The sequence below is a fragment of the Legionella pelazae genome (assembly GCF_052527395.1).
Genome location: NZ_JBNVZS010000003.1, coordinates 42,475 through 64,227, shown reverse-complemented (window position 1 = coordinate 64,227; position 21,753 = coordinate 42,475). Strand labels below are relative to the sequence as shown.

Here is a 21,753-nt window from a genome sequence, read left to right as displayed (position 1 = left end):
TACCCGCATATGCGGGTAATTTTAATTATATTTCAAACCCTATTTTTGAGTTATCAACTACAAAATTAGGAACTTCATTATTTTTAGTTGAAGCATAAAATCCAAGCGTCTTACGGGCGGCTAATTCAGAGTGCTTAATCTGAGAAACTCTAGTTAGCTTATTTATAATAAAAGTATGTTCAGGATATTTTTCAGCAAGCTGATCTCTTTCAGCTAAAGAAAAATCACTATATTCAAACCCTGGTGAAACTATACAACCAATCAAACCGAAAGATGTTTTGTCACGTACTTCTGCTGCAAACCATAAACCTGCTTCAATAATTACTTGAAACGAAGCTCCTTCTGTAAGAAGAGGATTACCAAGAGTACGTGTAACTAATTGACCCTCATTATCAATAATATATATATCAATTGGACTGCCACCATCGTAATAATGCCATATTTCATCAGATTTTAAACAATGCCAAGCCGAAAACTCTTGCTTGTCTAAGAGAAAATAAATGGCAGTAGATGCTTTCCTATAAACTTCTGTAGATTCGTCCTTATATCTAACATGTTGTGGCATTACAATATCTCTTGAAGCGTACGTTTCACAGAAGTATCCACCTTCTTGATGGCGCTCTAGTTTAAGTTTCTGAATATACTCTTTTGCAGTTAACCTATTTCGAGCAAAAGGAACATTATGATCTTGTCTATTATCATTTGATTTATTAATATTTGGATTAATAAACTTATTGATTATGTAAGTAGGAATTGTAGAACATAATTCTATTAACTCTTCTCTATGAGATTGCGCTAATTCAAAATCTTCATATTCAAATGCTGGTGAGACCGAACAACCTACTAAACCGAAAGATGTTTTATCACGGACTTCTGCCGCAAACCATTCACCTGCTTTTATTACAATTTGAAATGAAGCATCTGCTACGATACCTGGGTTTCCAAGTGTGTAGGTCTTTAGCAGCCCATCTTGATCAATAACGTATATATCTATTGGGCTACCACCATCATAATAATGCCATATCTCATCAGATTTTAAACGATGCCAGGCAGAGAATTCTTCTTTTTCTAATAAAAAATAAATTGAAGAACCGGCATTACGCTCTGTAATTATAGAACCTTGAGTCTTATTATCAGACTTTATTGTTTGATATCTCTCATCAAACGGAATTATTTTATCTGATGATTTATAAAATAAACCAAAATAGCCCCCTTCTTGATGGCTTTCTAAATTTAGCAGTTTAATGTAATTCGGCATAATTATTTACCTCTTTTATTTGAAACTAAATGGGTTAAAATTCGTGTGAGTATCGTAAACATCCAGACCCTCTTTAATTTTTAGAAATCCAGAAATTAACCCAGCCGGCCATGCCAGAATACATGCGTATAGTAATTCTAATATATATATTGAAAAAAACATCTTAATTGCAGCATTAAAATCGATTGTACCTGAGTAACCAAAAATCATAATTATGGCCACTAAGACAAAACCTCCGAGGGCAGAGGACCCTATACTTCTAATCCAAAAATATTTTCCCTTTAATAAAATTTTCCATTTAGAAAAGACATAAATATTTATAAAGTGACTACTTAAAACAGCTAAAAATCCAGCACCTACAAAACGCATAAGATTACCAAATACTTGATCATAAGCATCCTGCATTGCCCAAAAATCAGGAGAAGAAAGCTTAAGGATAGCTGTAACAAAAATGGCATATATAAATTGGAATAATAAAGTTAAAAATAATATTCTCTTTGCTTGTGTGTAACCATAGATTTCTGCAATTATATCTGCCACAGTATAAGAAAGCGGGAAAATACAAGGAGGCCCAGGTACTAATAAAGGCCCCAAAACTACCATCTTGTAAGCTACAGAGTCTGCAGCAAGATAAATAGTGAGGAACAATAATGACAATGGAATAATATATGTCAGATTTATTTTTTTAGGTTCTCTTGATAGCATTATAATTCCCTCTATACTTTTGTATCTTTTCTAATTTGCATCAATACACCTATAAAATGGTAACTTTCATCAAATAGGGTAGGCTGAAAATGAGGATTGTTAGATTGTAAATATATTCTTTCTTCATCAACCAGAACTTGTTTTAATATTGGTTTGAGTTGTTCCTTTCTATATACAATTGCATAGTCTTTATGTGCTGGAGTAAGCTCTGTATTTATAATCAAAATTGAACCTTTAGAGATAGTAGGCCAATCGTTATCCTCTACTTTTAATGCAAAATCATTTCTACCAACATCAATATCTACTAAAACATATGAATTTACTTTGATCTGATTTTCTGGTTTTAGCCAATCTATAATTTGATTCCACTCAATAAGTGGAACTTTGATCCAGTAATCTTTATTTTCTACATAACCTATGATTCCAGTCGGTAGTTGATTACTAATCAGATGGCTGATAGTTATGCCAAAAAAGTTTGCTATAGGCAATAGGGTTGTTATGGTCGGGTTCGTTGTTGGATCAGTTTGTAATCTTTTTATTGTTGGAATAGCGATGCCTGTATTTCTATGGAGTACACTTAAAGAAATATGATTATCGTCCATTAATTTAGAAAGATTTCGATTTAAATTTATTCCAATTTTGTTGATGTCTGTCTCTTTGCTCAAAGTTAGTTCTTTCCAGTCTTCTTTAAAAAATGCAAATTACTATACCATTTTTTCCACAGATATAAAAGTTTAAAGTAAATTATAAAAAAAGCAGTATTAATTGACATATATGGAAAAAATTATTAGTATTTTTTCCATATATATTAAAAAATACTGTATGAATTAGTTTTATCTAGAAAATAATTTGAAATCGAATAGCAATAAATATGCAAAAGGCTATAAAAATCAAAAGCAGAATTATCACTAAAAGCTTATTTGAATTGAGCTCGCCATATATTTGAAGTAAATCGGACAGTTTTAAGTTAAATAAGGTAAAACAGATGAGCCCATAAGTCTTAAGAGTAATTTTTCTTAAAGTTGTTTTTTTAAGAACTAACAATTTTAAGCTATAGATTTATGCTAGCAAAATTAATAACTTAGAATGGGAAAATTACATTTCGAAAAATATTGAAAATTTATTTAGATAATTCTGATGGAACATTTTTAACAATTTAGTTTTACATTATTGGAGTATTGTTATGGCTTTACAAAAAGCTTTTAGGGATTCAGAACTAGAAAATAAACCTTTTATAAAAAAAATAAATGTTCTGAATCAGGACAATTTAAAATGGGAGGACTCTAATTTATCTTATAAAGAACGATCAGAATTACTAGATTATCTACCAGAATTCTTTATTTGGCTTAATGAACAAATTAAACTAGGTAATCGACATTTTATTCTAGGTAAGATACCAAATGCTTCAGAGAAAGAAGATAACTTTCCACAAAAAACACTCATCTTTCTATTAGTTGAATTATTACAGCAATATTCAGACTATTCTGGTGTTGCTGCCTTGACTATTCATCAAGCACTCAAACAGGCACTTTCAATAAGCTATATTTATACAATAGAGAGGAATAATGAAATTATTGAAGTTTCGCCGTGCCTATATCCACTTTATCATAATCTCTGCACTGGATAATCGTACTTATTCAACATCGTCTGGTTTACTCCTAAGTCAATGGCAGTGCAGCTCACTCCTGCCATTAACCATTCAAAGATTTTGACATACCCCTTAAGCTATTACGATAATATTCATTTAGCGACACAAAAGAGCTTTAAGCTTGTACTTAAATTTATCTTTTTCCTTTATTTATCAAATTTAAGCTAATTTCTTCTTGCAAATGAGAATGATTATCATTTATATTGAATTATTTTCATTAAAGAGACAATTATGGCTTTAGCTTATAACCAATTTGAAGAATTAAGTCATCAGTTACGTTTTCTCCTTTTTGAAATAGGAATAGGTCTGCCGCAACAAGCGATAAAAGCAGTCATCAATGATACTCATAAATCATGCTTAGCTCGTTTACAATATGCTGCAATAAAGGAAGAGCTAATTGATAAAACTCTCTACAGTTATCATGTCTCTGATTTTATAGAACAGTTACAGTTAAGATTAAATACGCTTAAGCCAGAGAGTCGTTTTTATCGATGGATATTATTAGAAAAGGAGTTAAATGAGTCAATCGCCAATGAAGCAATGGCTGTCATTTATCGCAAACGATGGCAGGCAGAATTAATTAAACAAATGCAAGGTGAACGCTCCTTTTGGTCTTGGTTGACCAAACAAGAAAACAAATACACCTTGCCTTTTCTTGAACAGTGGAGCTGTATAGGACATCCTTATCATCCTAATTTTCGTGCTAAAATGGGTCTAAGTCGGCGCGAAGTGTTGCAATATTCACCTGAGTTTAATGCTGAAGTTAGTCTTCATTGGTGTGCACTACATCAGCAAAAAGTATATGCAACCTCTATCGATAAATCTTACTTAGAGTTAATGGCTAGTTGTTTCCCTAAAGACTATGCTCTCTGGCAAAATAGGCTTCGATGTCAACAACTAAACCCTAATGACTTTTACCCCATTCCTGTACATCCTTGGCAATGGCGCAATCAACTGCAGACATCTCTGGCTGATTTAATCGATAAAAAGCAACTTATTTTGACTCCGCATCATCAAGTAACGCAACCTTCGATGTCATTAAGAACAATGATACCTGCTTCTCAATATTCACATCACTTAAAATTGGCTATGGCAGTTCATACAACCTCAGCTACTCGCACAGTTTCTCCAGCATCTGTTACAAATGGTCCCATCTTCTCTAAGTGGTTAACTCAGATACTGAAATCACACCAATACTATGAAGATACACTTTTTGTTGCTCGTGATATTGCAGGCGCCCACTTACAAGATTCCAATGTTTCTTCTACTTTATATAAGCAATTTGCTTTTATTTTACGAGAAAGCCCATTACAGTTAATTAAAGATAATCAACGAGTTATCCCTCTTGCCGGGCTATTCGTAAACTCTCCTCTTTCTAATCAACCTTTACTACTTGAAATAATTCAGGCTAGTGGTATTACTATAGAAGATTATTTTAGCCAATATTGTCGTTGTGTCCTTAAGGGACAATTACATTTACTATTACGTTATGGTGTTGCTCTTGAGGCACATCAACAAAATACGCTTGTTGTTTTTGAAAATCATCAGCCTCAATCTCTTATTATTCGTGATTTAGGAGGAATTTATGTTTACCAAAATACTAATTTGCAAGACTTTAAAAGCCCAACGCTACATCCAGACTCAACCATTATTACAGACAATTTAGTTGATACTTGTAACAAATTTATTCATGGCAATTTACAGAGCAACTTAGCTTACTGGATTAACTGTCTCAGTCGCTTCAGTAATCTTACTGAAACAAGTTTATGGAAAATTGTATTTAATACAATAAAAAGGGAGTTAAAACAAATGGCAGCAGAGATTACGCCAGGAATCCTGGCTTGGCACCGGGAACGTCTATTAACAGCCGCTTGGCCACATAAAAGTCTTCTACTTATGCGTCTGTCACCTAGTAAAAGACATAATCAATCCATCTTAATACCTAATCCACTGAGTCAATTTAATGACTAAATCATTAGCGAGAACGCTTTTTATCATTCAATTTCTTATGCTACTTGCGTTAGAGATGGGTAATCCTTTTTTACCTTTGTTTATTGCGCATCAGAATATTCCTTTTGATAAAGCAGCCTTTTATAGTGCTTTAGCATTCACTCTTCCCATGATTGCTAATATCCTTATGGGCCCTTTATGGGGCATATTAGCTAATCGTATTGGTTACAAAAAAATGTTAATGCGAGCTGCTTTAACACTTGTGATTACCCAAGGATTAATGATATTTGCTAATAGCATTTCAGCTGTACTAATTATTCGATTTATTCAAGGTGGTTTTGCAGGCTTTATTGCGGCCATGCAAATGTATGTTCTATCGCTTAATATAACCAGTAGCAAAACGCAACAATTAGGGCACTTACAATTTAGTAAAGCGCTAGCAACGAGTATGGCGGGTCTTATCGGCGGTAGCTTATTAAGCTTGCTTGATTTTAAGGGTTTATTCCTTGTAGCAATGGCTTTATGTTTGACTGCTACATTTATGATTTATAAAAAATTACCAACTACAGAAAAGGCTATTGTTTCTATTCAGAAGAGAAAGCAATTCCTTTCAATTCATTCTTTTTTCCACTTTATAAATTTAGGTTTACTAATTACACTTACCCAAATTGTTAAATTTCTTCCTGAGCCAATCTTTATCTTATCTATTAGTGCCTCAATTACTCATAATACGATTACCCTAGGCTTGTTATATTCTATGCCTGCTATTGGGCTTTTTTTAAGTTCAAACTACTGTAGTAAACAATTTGATCAGTGCCGTGAGGTACCTAAAAAAATTAAAACTTATTTAGTATTTTATAGCTCTTTAGGCATTTTAATTATGCTAGGTCATGCATTTTTTTCACATTATACCATTCTACTAATACTCATTCGTCTTCTATGGGGAATTGTTCTTGCAGCTCTTTTGCCCGCTTTATTCTGTTTAATGAGTGATCGCTTTCAACATCAAGGTCTCGCTATAGGGTGGGCGAATACTTTTGCAAAAATAGGCAATTTAATTGGTATTGGCTTAGGCGGATTTCTAGGTAGCTATATTGCTATAACCTACTTATTTATTTTATTGGCTAGCGTTTATGCGTTAATAGCTTTCATTAGTCTATGTTTTAATACCTCGTCTATAGCTGCTGGTTATACGAATCAGCAAACCTTATCAGCGACTTAACTGAGTCACTAAAATTTATCCAGCGAATTAAGGAATACATGAATAGAAGATCTTACATCATTATTTTATTAGCCTGGACTTTAGGTAATTTTAGTGTCCAATTAATCATACCCGCTCTACCTAAACTAGCAACAGATTTTCATATCAGCGCTCGGCTTGCTCAACTTACCATTAGTATCTTTTTGCTAGGCAAAGCAATAAGTATTATTCCCTGGGGTAGTATTTCAGAAAGTATAGGAAGAAAGCCTGTCTTTATCTTAGGACTGTTAATATTCTCCCTGGCAAATCTATTTACAGTCTTAAGCAATAATATTTATCTACTGTTAATTGGCCGCTTTCTGCAAGGTGTAGGTGTTGGTGCTACAGTCCTTATGGGGCGAGCCATGATAAATGACACTCAAAATGAACAACAAGCAATCAAAAAATTTTCTTTTTTCTTCTCTTTAAGTGGCATACTTATTTGTTTTATACCTCTGATAGGTGGTTTTATTAATACTTATTATGATTGGCCAATTGCATTTGCCGTTATGGCAATTTACAGTGCTGTATTATTTATTTACTGTCGTGGAATCAGTGAAACTAAGCCGCAAAATTTAGATAGAATTACTTTACTAAACAGTATGTTGCTAATTTTTAAAAATAGGCTTTTTGTAAGTTATCTTTTAATTTCTGCATTAATGATGGCTGGAGAATCTGCTTTTAATACGAGTGCACCTTTCATTTTAATTAAAAATGCACATTACAGTATTACCACCTTTAGTAATATAAAAACAATTATGTCTATCTTGTATGTCATAGGGACTTTAATGTGTGGCTTTCTAATAAAATATTGGCGTAGTGACTTTCTTGTCAGCATAGGTATTCGTCTCTTTATAGCTACCGCTTGCCTAATGTGGTTTCTTTATTCCTACAATTATAAAGTTGAAATAACCTTTGTTTTTCCAATGATGATTTATTATTTTGGCACAGGATTTATTGTGGCTTCAGCAACGGCAGCTTCCGTTCGGCCTTTTCCTAAGCGTATGGCTATCGCTTTGGCTTTCTCCTTATTCTGTCAATTTAATATTTCTGCCTTATTTAGTCTATTAAGCAGCTTGATAGCTATTGAAAGCGTTAAACCCTTTATGATTTTAATTTCATGTATTAGTATTCTGGCCTTACTTATTTGGTATTATCGGCCTGCTCAATTAAAAGCAGTATTAATTACTTGAAGGAAAGATCGCTTACTCTAAGCTAACCTATATCAATGCAATCAGGTGACAGCCTCGACAGTATTGTATACACTTAAATAATTTCTAGCGAATATTGTTAAATACAGACGTTAGATAAAGCATTTTAGCTTACTTTCTATGGTTTACAAAAATGTAAATTATAGAAAGTGAAATTTTAAATAAATGTATTCAGACACATGATGCTAAAATATATACCAAATGCGCTTACTATTTTTCGCTTAATACTAATAGCACCTTTTCTACTTCTTTTATATTCTCGTTATTATGCGGCTGCATTTTATGTATATGTAATAGCTGGTCTTACTGATAACTTAGATGGTTGGTTAGCCAGGCATTATAATTGGCAAAGCCTTTGGGGCTCTTTTTTAGATCCTCTAGCAGATAAGTTATTAATTGCTAGTAGTTTTATGTCTCTTGCCTTAATTGGCTCTTTACCTTGGTGGTTAGTTATTTTAGTTTTTCTTCGCGATTTAACAATTTCATTAGGCGTTATAGCTTGGCATTTATTTGTACCTACAAAAATACATTTTCAACCTACACTTCTAAGTAAATTTAATACAATGCTACAGCTTATCTTAGTAACCTTATGTTTATTTGAGTTGGCTTTTGTTAAATTTATACCTACACAAGTTTTTAATAGTTTAATTATATTAACTGCAGTAACAACTGCCATAACTTATTTTGATTACGTTTGGACATGGGGCAGAAAAGCATACTTAATATGCAAATAAACTCTCAACTGGCATTAACTATTCAGTTAAGTTATCAAGCAACTCTTAATAACTTTTGCTGGGGTAATAATTTATTTTTACAACAGCAAATTGCTGATCTCGTAGCCGGCCGAGGTGAACGCTTCCTTTATCTTTGGGGAGATAATGGTTGTGGAAAATCTCATCTCTTACAAGCATGCTGCCATGCTATAGCACAAGAATCTGCCTACTTACCTTTAAACTTACTCAAGGAGTGGGGACCAGTTAGTATTGAAGGAATGGATGAGCAAAGGCTTATTGCTATTGATGATATAGATGCTATTGTAGCAAATAAGCTTTGGGAAGAGGCTCTTTTTCATTTATATAACCGGATACGAGAAAATGAGCAAACAATTCTGTTGATAGCTGGCAAAAAATCACCCGTCCACTTAGGATTACAATTGCCTGACTTACGTTCCCGTTTAGGTTGGGGGCTCGTCATTCAGGTACAAGAGTTATCTGACGAGTTAAAAATCAATACTTTACAACAGCATGCGCAACAACGCGGCATCTATTTATCTAATAGCGTCGCTCTATTTTTAATAAACCGCTGTACTCGTAATATGCATTCTCTTTATAAAATACTTGACCAACTTGATGAAGCGTCCCTTGCTGCACAAAGAAAGATTACCGTGCCTTTTATTAAATCCGTTTTAAATCTTTAATTACTAAGCCCTGCATCAAAAACTCTAGTTTCATTATGTCTAGCAAATTTTACTTGAGATAAAAGATTTGTTTGGTCTTTAGGTAATGAATTGGATGTATCAAATAACGTGTACCGTGGCGCACCGTCAGAATAAAGCGCTGGTTGCTCTAATTTAGACTCTAAATCGGAGTCTCCTTGAGTTAATGGTTCTGGCAAAATTAAGTGGTCAGCCGGAACTAAATCTAAATTTTCTGGATAGAGAGAGCTTAACTCAAGACTATCAGTTAAATCATAATCGCCCTTTTCTTCTTTAAACTCAATAGGCTTTTTCTGGTTCTGAATATCGACGAAATTTCTTTCTAATTCAATGTACTGAGTTTCTAAAACCTTAAGTGCCTGTTGTGTCTTTTGAAATTTCTCTAACTCTTCTCTTCTTTCTAGAAGCATTGCTTCGACCTGGTTTAGTTTTGTTTTATCTTTTTCAACCAGTTTAGGATTACATAATTCATCTATTTTTTCTTTATCCAAACCAAACCATTTACTAATTAAATTTTCAACACCTGGACGTTCTACAAACCAATAAACAGCAAAAGCCATTAAACCTACAAATACACTTGCAACAAGAATAGGCCAGAAAGTTGCAGCGACACCGGCTGTAAATAATCCAGCTATAGCCAAAGCCACTGTTTGTCCAGCAAAAAAACCACCGCTAAAAAAGATAATTCCTGTAATAATAGCAGCAGCTACTTTGGTTGCTTTAAGCGCAGGCCTCTCTAGTGCTTGTGTAAGAGCTTTTCGCTCGTTATCTAACTCATTGTACAATTGAATTAATAGTTGAATAAGTTGCAGATCGGCATCAATCTCATCACAAGTTTTTTTATACTGGATGTTATTTCGTAAGTTAGCGCGAATAGATTTAATGTATTGTACTTTTTTAAGATAATTGTCGATTAGTTTAGGTGCGCTTTTAAAATCAACACCAAGGTTTTTTGAAACTTCTAATAAGTCAAAAGCGTAAAAGACTGCAATGGAAAGTAAAGAAAAAACAATGCCAATTGCAAAGCTTGCCATTGCTGGTAAAGATGTTGCCCCTAATATGGCATTAACGCCGTCAAAACCTTCACAGCCAAAGAAAATCGTACCAGCAATAGCTAATAAAATAAATTTTGCTTTTGCTGTCCAAGACGTATTTTTATTGGACTTACTCTTTTTTGTATTGCTCAACCCTTTATTCAAATCTTTAAGAATTGCTACATAAAAGGATTCTAATAAAAGTTTCTGTCTTGCGTCTACTTCCTGTTTCCGACTAAGCCATTGAAGTAATTCATAAGTTGCTACAGAATTATCTTTAAGTGTGGGAAAATTGATATTTAAATTTAATTGATCTAAATAACTTAGAGCATGATCGCTTAACGCAACTAGACTTCTCATCACCTTTTCCTAACTAAGAAGAGCTCTTAGCAAAATGTTCCGACTAGGCGTATTTTAGTGATGATTCCTTAACTAAATATTAAGAACACAAGTCGATGTGCTTCATTTAATATCAAATTGATCAAAATTATAACTAAAATTAATTATTTTACTTTTATGTAATAAATTTTACAAATTTATTATAAATTAATTTATAGGTAGCATTAAAGCAATTAACAGGACTATTAGATAAGAAAAGTAACCACGCTAAAATAGCAATTCTAGCCTGGTTAGTTCAACAAGTTTTTGCAAAGAGCAATATTTGTTAAATTTTCTAGATAGCCGCAGATAAAGTTAAAGTTGGCGCCTCTTTAATATAATGGGTTAACCGCGACGAAACTAACCACATGACGATACCAATAGCCAAAGTAGCCAAACCAATGTAAGCAAAAACATCAGTATAAACTAACAAAGATTCCACACCAGGTTTAATATGTTCTGGTAGGGCAGTCATTGATGCTACTGTGGCACCAACAAAACCCGCTATAGAGGAGGTTAAAAACCACATACCCATAACAAAGCCAGCAATATGTCTAGGGACTAACTCTGCAACCATAGCTACACCTAAAGCAGAAACTAATAATTCACCCGTACTTTGAAAAAAATAACTACTAATTAGCCACCATGATGAAACCATACCTGAATCATCATGCATAAAGCGAGCGAAATATAATAAGCTAAAACTTAATCCGCAACACATCATCCCTGCTGCAAATTTATAAGGGATAGAAAATGAAATACCATGTTTATTGAGCCTATTATATATAAAAGCTAAAACAGGGCTCATCACTATAATCCAGATTGGATTTAGAGCTTGAAAGCTTTGTGGATCTAAAGAAATACCTAATAAGGTAGGTGTAACATTATTAACAGCGAATAGATTTAATGACGTTGGCATTTGCTGATAGAGAGTAAAGAAAACGACAGCTTCAATCATTAAAACTAAGGCAACAAGCATACGCATAACAGATTGCCGCTCTTCACGATACATGTAGAAGAAATAGACTGCCGTAATAGCAATCGTAACAAGCCAAACTAGTTGCTTAGCAAGCATAATATGTTGTAATAAGTAAGCAGAAAAGAAAGTTGCAGCAATAATGCCAACTACAGTTAAAACTCCATGCCAAAGGCTAATATTTTTTTGATCAGCAGGGGTATTGATATTTCTGACATGCTGGCGCTGGAAAGCATAATTTACTATTCCTAAAATTAGACCAATAAAGCTAAGGAAATAAGCATAGGAGTAGCCAAACTGATCAGCAATAGCAGGCCCCATAAATAATGCAAATGTAGAGCCTAAATTAATCGCCATATAATACAAAGTAAAACCGCTATGTAATCTAGGATCATTTTCTTCATAACATTTAGCAAGAAGGCTAGAGGGATTCGCTTTAAATAAACCATTCCCTACGCAAATAAGACCTAATGCCAGAAACACATGTTTGGTATCGGTAATAGCAAGTAATAAATACCCTAGAGCAAGAACGATTAAACCTAAAACAATAGTACGTTTAGTTCCTAAGACTTTATCACCTAAATAACCACCAAAAGCAATCATCCCATAGACTAAAGCGGAAAAAGCGCCAAAAGTATAATAGGCTTGCACTTCATCAAAACCCAAAGCGCGAATAAAATATAAAGTAAGAATGCCTTGAACAGTATAAAAACCAAAACGTTCCCAAACTTCTAGCATAAAAATCATACTAAAAGCGCGCGGTTGATTATTAAAAAGTCGCATGTCGTCCCTTGCCTTTACTAGCTTTATTAAAGCTAACCTATATTACTTTAAAGGAGATTGCAACAAATTAGCCAGAACCTAAGGGAGGTGGAATTTCTTTATCCCTTTCACTTTCTCCGCCATCTTCGTCTTCTTCTTGCAACTTCAAAGGTATGGGGGTCTCTTGCATACTGTTTTGATTGACTTCCTTAATATCTGCGTGTGGCGTTAAACTAGAATTATCTAATTCATCAGAATCTTGATTAAAATGATTGTGGGCAAGTTGTTCAGGCGTAACGCCAAGCGTTACGTCAATTAGGGTCTCTGAATTTTCGAAGTTATGTTTTGAGAGAGGTGAATGCTCCCTTGCGCTTCCCCCCATTTCTTCTAATTCCACATCAGTATGACTATTCATTGGTATAGAAGCTGGCATTAAATGATCCTTTTTTAGCTTTATTTCTTGGAGCTCAATTGCATTAATATCGTTTAACTCTTCTCCTAATTTATTCTTATCTTTAATATTGTCATTAGAAATATTGACTTGAGCCGTTTTTTTAGCACTTAAACCTAATTTAGGGGCTAAGAAAGGTATTAATACTCGGCTTACTAGATAAATAGCACCTACTGCCGCACAAGCTGCTGCGATTGCAAGGCCTACAGGCGGAAAGAAAAGAGTCACAATAAGGCCACTTAATGCGCCTGCTGCTAAAATGACTGACACAGACTTGTCTAATACAGCTATATTGTTGCGCTTAGCTAACTTATAGGTATAAATTTCTTTTTTATCATACAGAACTTGCAATGACTCATAGCGCTTATCATATTCTTTCTTTAAATCTTTAAAAGAATGTAGTAAGTCATGCCCTTCTTCATCCTTTGCTTGCTTTAACTTTTCTTTAAGTACGCGAGCTTTTAGCCGCAATTTTTCTAACTCACATGTTTCCTGATTAATCTCTTTTATAGTGGATGTTAATTCTTTTTTAATTTGATGGCGTTGATATAAAGTACGGCCCAAAGTAAAAATAGCGCTTCCTAGTACAAAACCCGCAGTAATTAAACCTACGATAGGCCAAGCTGCGGGGAGAGCAATTAATAGAGCAGCTAAAACTAAAATTGCACCAGCATAAGCCCATTGACCTGCTTTCGATAAAGTCAGAGGAATCTTTTGGCCAAGTAGAGCAGCAGTCAGAAAAATAAATGGAATTCTTATAAAGTTGATAATGGCTAATCCTAACTTTAAACCATGAAAAGATGATTGTGCAGCATTAACAGCAGGAGAAAGACTCTCTTTCAATTGAACTAACGTGCTAACATTATCACCTGTTTCACTTATTTGATCTAAGATATCGCCTAAGCCCGGTATTAATTTGAATAAATCTAAAATTTTAGATTTTCTAGGAATAGGGTGAGGTTTAAAATTAACAGGCTCACTCATAGTCTCTAATTCAGTAAGTGTCTTATCGTATTCAAATTTTGAATCGGCTTTATAAAATCTTTCAGTAGACATAATAATTCACGTTTCTCTTAATTAACGGCTTAAAGCCCATCTTTAAGTAGCTTAAATAAGCTGTTTTATATATTAAAATTTTAACCTTATTGTTTATTATACAACCAAATAATAGAGTGCGGAAATTTAATTTTTCTGTTTTATTCTTTTAACCTCCAATAAAAATTGGTATCTAAAATTAAACTCACTCACACTTGCTACTTAGGGGAGAAGAGAGCTATATTGTCATTTTTAAATAAAAAAAATAATTAATGACGAAAAAGGCACTTTACTTAGCAGGTGGCGGCGCTCGAGGTGCTTATCAAGCTGGCGTTCTTAGAGCTATTAGTACTATCCTTAACGTGAAGAAAATTCCTTTTGATATGGTTAGTGGCGTCAGTGTAGGTTGTTTAAACGCAGCCATCTTAGCTGAAAACGCACTTGATTTTCCGGCAGCCACTGAAAAACTTGAAACGCTCTGGTGTAATATTTATTGCCAGCAGATTTTTAATGCAAGTAATTATGAAGTGAGTAAATCAGTTCTACGAAATTTAATCCCTATGCTTATAAGACGTAGCCAATCCGGTTACTTACTAGATACTTCGCCACTACGTGAATTTATTAATAAAACCATTAACTTCCAGCAATTAAATGAAAATATTAAAAATAATTACTTAACGACCATGGAAGTACTTAGCCACTGTTATGAAACGCAACAAACTATTTCTTTTTATCAACACGCCTCTTCTCAATTTGAAGATTGGAATTATCCAAGACATGTAAGCCTTCGCGCCGATCTGCAAATGGAGCATATTTTAGCTTCAAGTGCCTTGCCTTTGTTTTTTCCTGCAGCAAAAATTGATAGTTCTCACTATGGAGATGGTAGCATGGGACTAGTAGCGCCTTTACGTGGTGCTATACGCTTTAAAGTTGATAAAATTTTAATTTTAGGCACCCGGCAACTACCCACTTCTTTTTTCTATGAAGGTGCGCAGAATGGAAACATTGGCTTTGCCCGCATTTTAGGTGGCATGTTAAATAGTTTATTCATGGATAATTTAGACCGCGATATTGAAATGGTAAATCGAATGAATGAAATCGCCCGCTTATTGTCATTATGGAAAAAACGTCGCTCTCCTTGGCGTCCTATTCAAACAATCCATTTAAGACCTAGTGCGGCAATAGCACCAATTGCACAAGCCCACTATAAGAATATGCCAGGATTACTCCGATTTCTGCTCAACCTATTAGGCGCTAAAAGTCACTCAGGTGACTTGCTGAGTTTTTTATTATTCGAGAAAGAATTTACTCGCGAATTATTTCAATTAGGTTTTGACGATACTATGTTAGCCCGCGATGTTGTCTTAGAATTTTTCGAATAAATAATATTCTCAATTCTTAATCTCAGCTAATTTTTTTAAACTACTTAACACGTCTGCTGTATTAGGTTTAAATTTATGCCAAATTAAAAACGCTTCTGCTGCTTGTTCAACTAACATGCCTAAACCATCATACGCTTTACACCCACATTCTTTGGTAAAAGTAATAAACGGTGTGTTTTTTTCCCGATTATAAGCTAAATCATAGCAAAAAGGTTTGTTAGCTAGGATATTTGCAGGTAAGAAGTTAAATTTATTCTCACTTAAGCTTGCCGAGGTTGCATTAATAATCACATCAAATGCTCCCGACAGTTCACCAGGCTTGGCTAATTTTATAGAAGGAAAATCATTAGCAACAGCTAGAAGTTTCTCTTCTGTCCGATTTATAACAGTTAAACTCTTAACTGAAGCTTCTAATAAAGGCCCAATAACACCTCGCGCAGCACCTCCAGCGCCTAAAAGAAGAATATCCTTATCAGCTATATCAATATAATGCTCTAAATCTTTTGTAAGACCTATACCATCTGTATTATCTGCCCATAGCTGATTTGCATGCATCCATAATGTGTTAGCTGCTTTTGCCTTTAAACAACGAGAAGTCACCTGATTGGCCATTTTAAAGGCACGCTCCTTGAAAGGCAGTGTAATATTTAACCCCGTACCACCAGATTGAAAAAAGTCTATAACTTGCTCTTCAAAATTCGTATCATTGCCTAGGATTTTTTCATAAATTAATTTTTTTCCCGCTTGTTTAGCGAAATTTTGATGAATAATAGGAGATAAGCTATGCGCAATGGGATTGCCTACAACAGCACAACGACTAATCATATTTTATGCCTTTATTTAACCTTACTCATTTTAATACTGAATGTAACTTCTATTTGGGCGAGCGCTACTGCATCACCTTTAATTAATATTTACTTAAAACTATCACCTAAAAATAACGTTCAAGATTATGGCAATCATTTTAAGCAAATGCTCAATCATGATAAATATTTAGCAGATTATAATTTAAAACCTATTTTTGACAATCATCCTTTACATATTACGCTTTATTTAACTCAGTATCCTGCTAAAAATGTAAAACCACTTACCCAATATATTAAAAAATTAACCCAACAATTTCATGCTTTCACTATTACAGCTCAACAATTAATAGTGACGCCTAGTGGCTATGTCATGCTGCAAATTAAGCCGCAGCCATACTTACAACACTTAAGTGATACCGTTGTCCGTTCCGTCAATCACTTACGGGATCATCTAGCGAGTGTGCCAAGTTGGGCAGCCCATAATCCACAAAAATTAAGTAGTTTTAAGCAATATGGGAGTCCTAATGTTTTTACCAATTATGCACCTCATTTTACTTTTTTAACACCTAATAAAACTTATTCAGGAAAAAAAGAGCGCAAACTAAATCAACGTTTAGAACACGCCATAGCTCAATTTAATCAATGTTATCCTGCTTCTATAAAAGCTTCGATTAGTGCTATTGCTATTGGCCTTGCCGATGAACAGGGTCAGATCATACAAGAATTGGCCTCTTTTGAACTATAGCTTCATAAATCTTTAGACCTCTAGGCTTTTTGAAACAATTTCACTTAAATCTCGCGATAAAGGATGTGTTTCTAAGCGTTTTAACTGTTCATACATAAGTAATTGCCTTTTTTCATCATAGCGGCGCCAGCGAGTAAAAGGCGTTGCTAGGCGAGCTGTAACTTGGGGATTAATAGCATCAAGTTTAATTAACATATCGGCTAGGAATTCATAACCACTACCGTCTAGCGCATGAAAATGCCTTGGATTAACCTGTATAAATGCCCCTATTACCGCTCTTACCTTATTTGGATTTGTAAAGGAAAAAGCACGATGACCTAATAATTCTTTTACTTTAGTTAAAGTATTGGGTAATTCGCTTGTTGCTTGTACTGCAAACCACTTATCTAATACTAATTCATCATGGGCCCACTGCGCATAGAATTCCGCTACTGCCTTCTCTTGTACCTTATCAATTGAACAATTATTTAATAGAGCAAAACTTGCCACTTGATCAGACATAGTACGGGACTCGGCAAATTGCTTTTGACATGTATTTAACGTAGCTTGTTCATTAGCTTTCATCATGAGCCATAGGCAAGCATTACGAAGTTTTCTTTGCCCATAAGCTTTAGCATTCATAGCATGCTCTTCGCGTGACCATAATAAGCCATACACATCCTGTGCATGCTTATAAAGTGACATTCCTAATGCAGCGCGATAAAAATCACGCGCTGCTTCAATTACGCCGACATCGGCAATTTCGACAAACGTAGCAACTTCTTCAAAATCAGGTGGCATTATTAATTCAGCACGTAATGAAAGATCTAATGATTCATCTTGTAAAACGTGTGCAAAAGCAGCAGTTAACTGAGTTGGAATTTGCCACTGATCGTTTGACGTTTTGCAAAAATTTGCAAGACAAGAGAGTGCTAAACATTGAGCGGCATCCCATTTAGCAAATCCATCCGTTTCAAAACGCAATAAAGCTAATAACTCATCCTGACTAAGCTCTCTTTGTATCTTAATTGGTGCTGAAAATTCCCGTAATAGAGAAATCACAGGCTTGGTTGTAATATTTTTAAATGTAAAAGTTTGTTGTCGCTCACGTAATTCTAATAAATCTCGCTCTAACGAAAATGATTTACCATTTTGATCGAATAAAGCAATTCGGATTGGAATATGAAAAGGTTGTTTTTCAAGGCATTCTGCGGTTGGAGGACAACTTTGAGTTAAGGTAAGAGTTAATGTATTATCCGCATGGGCGCTTGTTACTTCAACAGTAGGCGTACCCGCTTGGCTATACCAACGTTTAAATTGCGTAAAATCGACATTATTAGCATCTTCCATGGCTGCTACAAAATCATCGATAGTTACCGCTTGCCCATCATGGCGATTAAAATACAAGTCCATACCACGGCGAAATCCCTCTTTACCTAGCAAAGTATGCTGCATCCGAATAACTTCGGCACCCTTGTTATAAACAGTCGATGTATAGAAGTTATTAATTTCTTGATAAGATTGGGGTCTAACAGGATGCGCCATTGCGCCTGCGTCTTCAGGGAATTGAGTTGTTCTTAGTACTTTTACATCTAAAATACGATTGACATCACGGGAGTTCATGTCACGTGAAAATTCCTGATCACGAAATACAGTCAAACCTTCTTTTAAGCTTAATTGGAACCAATCTCGACAAGTTACTCGATTTCCGGTCCAATTATGGAAGTATTCATGAGCGACCACCCCTTCGACGTCAGCAAAATCTTGATCTGTTGCGGTATCTGGTCTGGCTAAAATATATTTAGAATTAAAGATATTGAGCCCTTTATTCTCCATAGCACCCATATTAAAATCGCTAACCGCCACAATCATAAAGATTGATAAGTCATATTCGCGACCATAGACTTCCTCATCCCAGCGCATACACTTATGTAAAGAAGCCATAGCATGAGCGCATTTATCTTCATTTCCAGGTTCAACATAAATTCTTAAATCAACTTTTTTACCTGAACAAGTTGTAAATTCGTCAGATATACAAGCCAAATTACCCGCAACCAAAGCAAATAAATAAGAAGGTTTTTTAAAAGGATCCTGCCAAACAACCCAGTGTCGGCCATTTTCTGCTTCACTTGCTTCTATTAAATTGCCATTGGAAAGCAAAATTGGATACTTTTCTTTATCAGCCGTAATACGGGTGGTAAAAGTTGAAAGAACATCAGGTCGGTCAGGATAAAATGTTATGCGGCGAAATCCTTCTGCTTCACATTGAGTACAAAATAATTGATTTGATCGATAAAGGCCTGAAAGTTTAGAATTTTTTTGTGGATAAATACGGGTTACAATCGTTAGTGTAAACTCGCGAGGACAATCATTAAGCAGCAAATCATCATTTTTATAGCTATAATCCTTCTCAGTGAGCGGCTCATTATTTAAAGCGATACTGACTAATTCTAATTCATCACCATATAGATGTAGTAATCCTGGATGCACTCGCTTAAGCGACATTTTATTTTCGACTAATACATAATCATCATGGAGATCAAAATTTAAGTAGATATTTTCTACTGTAAAATTTGGTGGTGTATAGTCCTTCAAAAAAACAGTGGTGTCTGGCATGATGAATACTCCGGTTACAGAAAATAAAATTGGATGCTAATAAATAATGATTTGATTCTGTGTAATTTTTTAAACTTTTTGGTTAATTAGTTCTATACTAAATTATAACTAGTTTAACAAATTTACCACTGAATTAATAAAAGAAGAATTAGCGTTTTCCTCCAAGGAAACGTCATAGAGGATAGCAAAATGAATACGCATGATTTTCTAACCAGCTACACTAAACGCTTTGTTGATAACAAGGAAGAAGAGCTGAGCTTAAGCGAATACTTAGAGCTATGCCGTCAAGATCCTTCTGCCTATGCTAATCCTGCAGAGCGATTATTAATGGCTATAGGTGAGCCCGACGTGATTGATACTCGCCATGATCCTGTTTTATCTCGACTTTTTTCTAATAAAGTGATTCATCGATACCCGGTTTTCAGAGAATTTTTTGGCATGGAAGAGCCTATTGAACAGATTGTAGGCTTTTTAAAGCATGCTGCTCAAGGATTAGAAGAAACCAAACAAGTGCTTTATCTACTTGGCCCTGTTGGAGGGGGGAAATCTTCCTTAGCAGAAAAATTAAAAGACTTAATGCAGAAAGTACCTTTTTATGCCATTAAAGGCTCACCTGTGTTTGATACTCCCTTATCCTTATTTAATCCAGAAGAAGATGCTGAGCTTTTAGAGGAGCGCTTTGGCATCCCAAGGCGTTATTTACGTTATGTCATGTCTCCTTGGGCGGTAAAACGATTACATGAATACAATGGTGATATTAATCAATTTAAAGTTGTAAAACTTAAACCTTCCCGATTAAAGCAAATTGCTATTGCAAAAACTGAGCCAGGCGATGATAACAACCAAGATATTTCATCTTTAGTAGGTAAAGTGGATATCCGCAAATTAGAAGAATTTTCGCAAGACGATCCAGACGCTTATAGCTATTCTGGTGGATTATGTCGCGCAAACCGTGGTTTACTTGAATTTGTGGAAATGTTTAAAGCGCCTATTAAAGTATTACATCCTCTGCTTACAGCAACTCAAGAAGGCAATTACAATGCCACTGAAGGCTTATCTGCTATTCCTTTTGAAGGCATTATTCTTGCGCACTCTAATGAGTCTGAATGGCAGGCATTTCGTAATAATAAAAACAATGAGGCTTTTATAGACCGAATCAATATCGTCAAAGTCCCTTATTGCTTACGCATTTCAGAAGAAATAAAAATTTATGAAAAACTTATTGATAACAGCTCCTTAGTAAATGCTCATTGTGCGCCAGGAACTTTGGATATGTTGGCACAATTTTCTGTTTTAACTCGTCTAAAAGAGCCTCAAAATTCAAGTATTTATTCAAAAATGCGTGTTTATAATGGCGAAAGCTTAAAAGATACCGACCCTAAAGCAAAATCTTATCAAGAATACCGTGATTTTGCCGGAGTAGATGAAGGCATGAGTGGTATTTCTACCCGATTTGCTTTCAAAATTTTATCAAAAGTCTTTAACTTTGATCATAGTGAGGTCGCAGCTAACCCAGTACATTTACTCTATGTACTTGAGAGACAAATTGAACAAGAGCAATTTCCACAAGAATTACATGAGAAGTATTTAACCTTCATTAAAGAGTATTTATCGCCAAAATACGTTGAATTCATTGGTAAAGAGATTCAAACTGCTTATTTAGAATCTTACTCTGAATATGGCCAAAATATTTTTGACAGATATATCACGTATGCTGATTTTTGGATTCAAGATCAAGATTATCGCGATCCCGATACAGGCGAAATTTTTGATCGCAGCGCATTAAATGCTGAATTAGAAAAAATTGAAAAACCGGCTGGAATCTCCAATCCAAAAGACTTTCGTAATGAAGTTGTAAATTTTGTGCTTCGCGCCCGTGCTAATTATCATGGTAAAAATCCAATGTGGAACAGTTATGAGAAACTTAGAACTGTCATTGAGAAAAAAATGTTTACCAATACAGAAGATTTGTTACCAGTTATCTCTTTTAATGCGAAAGCATCTGAAGATGATAAGAAGAAACATGAAGAATTTATAGCACGTATGATAGAGAAAGGTTACACCCGCAAGCAAGTACGACTACTTTGTGAATGGTATTTGCGTGTAAGAAAATCGCAATAACAGATAAGTAATCATAAGATT

Annotated in this window: 17 protein-coding genes; 9 read left to right on the top strand and 8 right to left on the bottom strand. The window is 34.6% G+C overall.

Annotated features, from left to right (window positions below):
* Window positions 1-25: 25 nt before the first annotated feature.
* From ACQUW5_RS04795 to ACQUW5_RS04785, 3 genes are read right to left on the bottom strand one after another with little or no spacing between them, the layout of a single operon-like run.
* Complete coding sequence (locus tag ACQUW5_RS04795) at window positions 26-1,258, bottom strand: cupin domain-containing protein (RefSeq protein WP_444990078.1); 1,233 nt, start codon at window positions 1,256-1,258, stop codon at window positions 26-28.
* 15 nt (window positions 1,259-1,273) lie between these two features.
* Window positions 1,274-1,963, bottom strand: coding sequence for a queuosine precursor transporter (locus ACQUW5_RS04790; protein WP_444990077.1), 690 nt, complete (start codon window positions 1,961-1,963; stop codon window positions 1,274-1,276).
* 11 nt (window positions 1,964-1,974) lie between these two features.
* Entirely contained in the window at window positions 1,975-2,628 is a 654-nt protein-coding gene (locus ACQUW5_RS04785) for a S24 family peptidase (RefSeq protein WP_444990076.1), read from the bottom strand.
* A gap of 518 nt (window positions 2,629-3,146) precedes the next feature.
* Here ACQUW5_RS04785 and ACQUW5_RS04780 point away from each other — a divergent pair.
* From ACQUW5_RS04780 to hda, 6 genes are all read left to right on the top strand, one after another.
* Window positions 3,147-3,590: a hypothetical protein gene (locus ACQUW5_RS04780; RefSeq protein WP_444990075.1), complete on the top strand. Its 444-nt coding sequence runs from the start codon at window positions 3,147-3,149 to the stop codon at window positions 3,588-3,590.
* Between the two features lie 252 nt (window positions 3,591-3,842).
* A complete protein-coding gene (locus ACQUW5_RS04775) occupies window positions 3,843-5,582 on the top strand; it encodes an IucA/IucC family protein (protein WP_444990074.1) in 1,740 nt (579 codons plus the stop codon).
* The gene (locus ACQUW5_RS04770; protein WP_444990073.1) at window positions 5,575-6,783 is read left to right on the top strand and encodes an MFS transporter; all 1,209 of its coding nucleotides are present in this window, start codon (window positions 5,575-5,577) and stop codon (window positions 6,781-6,783) included. The genes ACQUW5_RS04775 and ACQUW5_RS04770 overlap by 8 nt, the downstream gene beginning before the upstream one ends.
* Before the next feature lie 38 nt (window positions 6,784-6,821).
* Window positions 6,822-7,994 (top strand): Bcr/CflA family efflux MFS transporter, encoded by a 1,173-nt coding sequence (locus ACQUW5_RS04765; RefSeq protein WP_444990072.1) that lies wholly within the window; start codon window positions 6,822-6,824, stop codon window positions 7,992-7,994.
* Between the two features lie 197 nt (window positions 7,995-8,191).
* A complete protein-coding gene (locus tag ACQUW5_RS04760; protein WP_444990071.1) occupies window positions 8,192-8,746 on the top strand; it encodes a CDP-alcohol phosphatidyltransferase family protein in 555 nt (184 codons plus the stop codon).
* Window positions 8,743-9,429, top strand: a complete 687-nt coding sequence (gene hda / locus ACQUW5_RS04755; protein WP_444990258.1) for a DnaA regulatory inactivator Hda — start codon at window positions 8,743-8,745, stop codon at window positions 9,427-9,429. The genes ACQUW5_RS04760 and hda overlap by 4 nt, the downstream gene beginning before the upstream one ends.
* Here the strand turns inward: hda and ACQUW5_RS04750 are convergent.
* The 3 genes from ACQUW5_RS04750 to ACQUW5_RS04740 all read right to left on the bottom strand — a co-directional run bounded on the left by ACQUW5_RS04750 (window position 9,426) and on the right by ACQUW5_RS04740 (window position 14,104).
* The gene (locus tag ACQUW5_RS04750) at window positions 9,426-10,841 is read right to left on the bottom strand and encodes a hypothetical protein (protein ID WP_444990070.1); all 1,416 of its coding nucleotides are present in this window, start codon (window positions 10,839-10,841) and stop codon (window positions 9,426-9,428) included. The two genes, hda and ACQUW5_RS04750, sit on opposite strands and share 4 nt — an antisense overlap.
* A 313-nt stretch (window positions 10,842-11,154) precedes the next feature.
* Window positions 11,155-12,618: an oligopeptide:H+ symporter gene (locus ACQUW5_RS04745; RefSeq protein WP_444990069.1), complete on the bottom strand. Its 1,464-nt coding sequence runs from the start codon at window positions 12,616-12,618 to the stop codon at window positions 11,155-11,157.
* Window positions 12,619-12,685: 67 nt separating this feature from the next.
* Window positions 12,686-14,104, bottom strand: coding sequence for a hypothetical protein (locus ACQUW5_RS04740; RefSeq protein ID WP_444990068.1), 1,419 nt, complete (start codon window positions 14,102-14,104; stop codon window positions 12,686-12,688).
* Window positions 14,105-14,355: 251 nt separating this feature from the next.
* On the opposite strand from ACQUW5_RS04740, the gene ACQUW5_RS04735 reads away from it, so the two are divergent.
* Window positions 14,356-15,465, top strand: a complete 1,110-nt coding sequence (locus ACQUW5_RS04735) for a patatin-like phospholipase family protein (protein ID WP_444990067.1) — start codon at window positions 14,356-14,358, stop codon at window positions 15,463-15,465.
* A 9-nt stretch (window positions 15,466-15,474) separates the two neighbouring features.
* Here ACQUW5_RS04735 and aroE read toward each other — a convergent pair whose 3' ends face one another.
* Window positions 15,475-16,290 carry a shikimate dehydrogenase gene (aroE, locus tag ACQUW5_RS04730; protein ID WP_444990066.1) on the bottom strand — a complete coding sequence of 272 codons (816 nt, stop codon included), beginning with the start codon at window positions 16,288-16,290 and terminating at the stop codon, window positions 15,475-15,477.
* On the opposite strand from aroE, the gene ACQUW5_RS04725 reads away from it, so the two are divergent.
* Window positions 16,249-17,016 carry a 2'-5' RNA ligase family protein gene (locus tag ACQUW5_RS04725; protein ID WP_444990065.1) on the top strand — a complete coding sequence of 256 codons (768 nt, stop codon included), beginning with the start codon at window positions 16,249-16,251 and terminating at the stop codon, window positions 17,014-17,016. The genes aroE and ACQUW5_RS04725 overlap by 42 nt on opposite strands.
* 12 nt (window positions 17,017-17,028) lie before the next feature.
* Here ACQUW5_RS04725 and pepN read toward each other — a convergent pair whose 3' ends face one another.
* Window positions 17,029-19,611 carry an aminopeptidase N gene (pepN, locus tag ACQUW5_RS04720; protein WP_444990064.1) on the bottom strand — a complete coding sequence of 861 codons (2,583 nt, stop codon included), beginning with the start codon at window positions 19,609-19,611 and terminating at the stop codon, window positions 17,029-17,031.
* A 189-nt stretch (window positions 19,612-19,800) separates the two neighbouring features.
* Here pepN and ACQUW5_RS04715 point away from each other — a divergent pair, with 189 nt between their 5' ends.
* Entirely contained in the window at window positions 19,801-21,732 is a 1,932-nt protein-coding gene (locus ACQUW5_RS04715) for a PrkA family serine protein kinase (RefSeq protein ID WP_444990063.1), read from the top strand.
* Window positions 21,733-21,753: the final 21 nt, after the last annotated feature.

What these genes read in the sequence shown, in the direction of transcription:
- ACQUW5_RS04745 (WP_444990069.1), bottom strand. Translation starts at nt 12,618, where the DNA reads ATGCGACTTTTTAATAATCAACCGCGCGCTTTTAGTATGATTTTTATG.
- ACQUW5_RS04750 (WP_444990070.1), bottom strand. Translation starts at nt 10,841, where the DNA reads ATGAGAAGTCTAGTTGCGTTAAGCGATCATGCTCTAAGTTATTTAGAT.
- ACQUW5_RS04775 (WP_444990074.1), top strand. Translation starts at nt 3,843, where the DNA reads ATGGCTTTAGCTTATAACCAATTTGAAGAATTAAGTCATCAGTTACGT.
- ACQUW5_RS04735 (WP_444990067.1), top strand. Translation starts at nt 14,356, where the DNA reads ATGACGAAAAAGGCACTTTACTTAGCAGGTGGCGGCGCTCGAGGTGCT.
- pepN (WP_444990064.1), bottom strand. Translation starts at nt 19,611, where the DNA reads ATGCCAGACACCACTGTTTTTTTGAAGGACTATACACCACCAAATTTT.
- aroE (WP_444990066.1), bottom strand. Translation starts at nt 16,290, where the DNA reads ATGATTAGTCGTTGTGCTGTTGTAGGCAATCCCATTGCGCATAGCTTA.
- ACQUW5_RS04725 (WP_444990065.1), top strand. Translation starts at nt 16,249, where the DNA reads ATGCGCAATGGGATTGCCTACAACAGCACAACGACTAATCATATTTTA.
- ACQUW5_RS04790 (WP_444990077.1), bottom strand. Translation starts at nt 1,963, where the DNA reads ATGCTATCAAGAGAACCTAAAAAAATAAATCTGACATATATTATTCCA.
- ACQUW5_RS04740 (WP_444990068.1), bottom strand. Translation starts at nt 14,104, where the DNA reads ATGTCTACTGAAAGATTTTATAAAGCCGATTCAAAATTTGAATACGAT.
- ACQUW5_RS04715 (WP_444990063.1), top strand. Translation starts at nt 19,801, where the DNA reads ATGAATACGCATGATTTTCTAACCAGCTACACTAAACGCTTTGTTGAT.
- ACQUW5_RS04765 (WP_444990072.1), top strand. Translation starts at nt 6,822, where the DNA reads ATGAATAGAAGATCTTACATCATTATTTTATTAGCCTGGACTTTAGGT.
- ACQUW5_RS04760 (WP_444990071.1), top strand. Translation starts at nt 8,192, where the DNA reads ATGATGCTAAAATATATACCAAATGCGCTTACTATTTTTCGCTTAATA.
- ACQUW5_RS04795 (WP_444990078.1), bottom strand. Translation starts at nt 1,258, where the DNA reads ATGCCGAATTACATTAAACTGCTAAATTTAGAAAGCCATCAAGAAGGG.
- ACQUW5_RS04780 (WP_444990075.1), top strand. Translation starts at nt 3,147, where the DNA reads ATGGCTTTACAAAAAGCTTTTAGGGATTCAGAACTAGAAAATAAACCT.
- ACQUW5_RS04770 (WP_444990073.1), top strand. Translation starts at nt 5,575, where the DNA reads ATGACTAAATCATTAGCGAGAACGCTTTTTATCATTCAATTTCTTATG.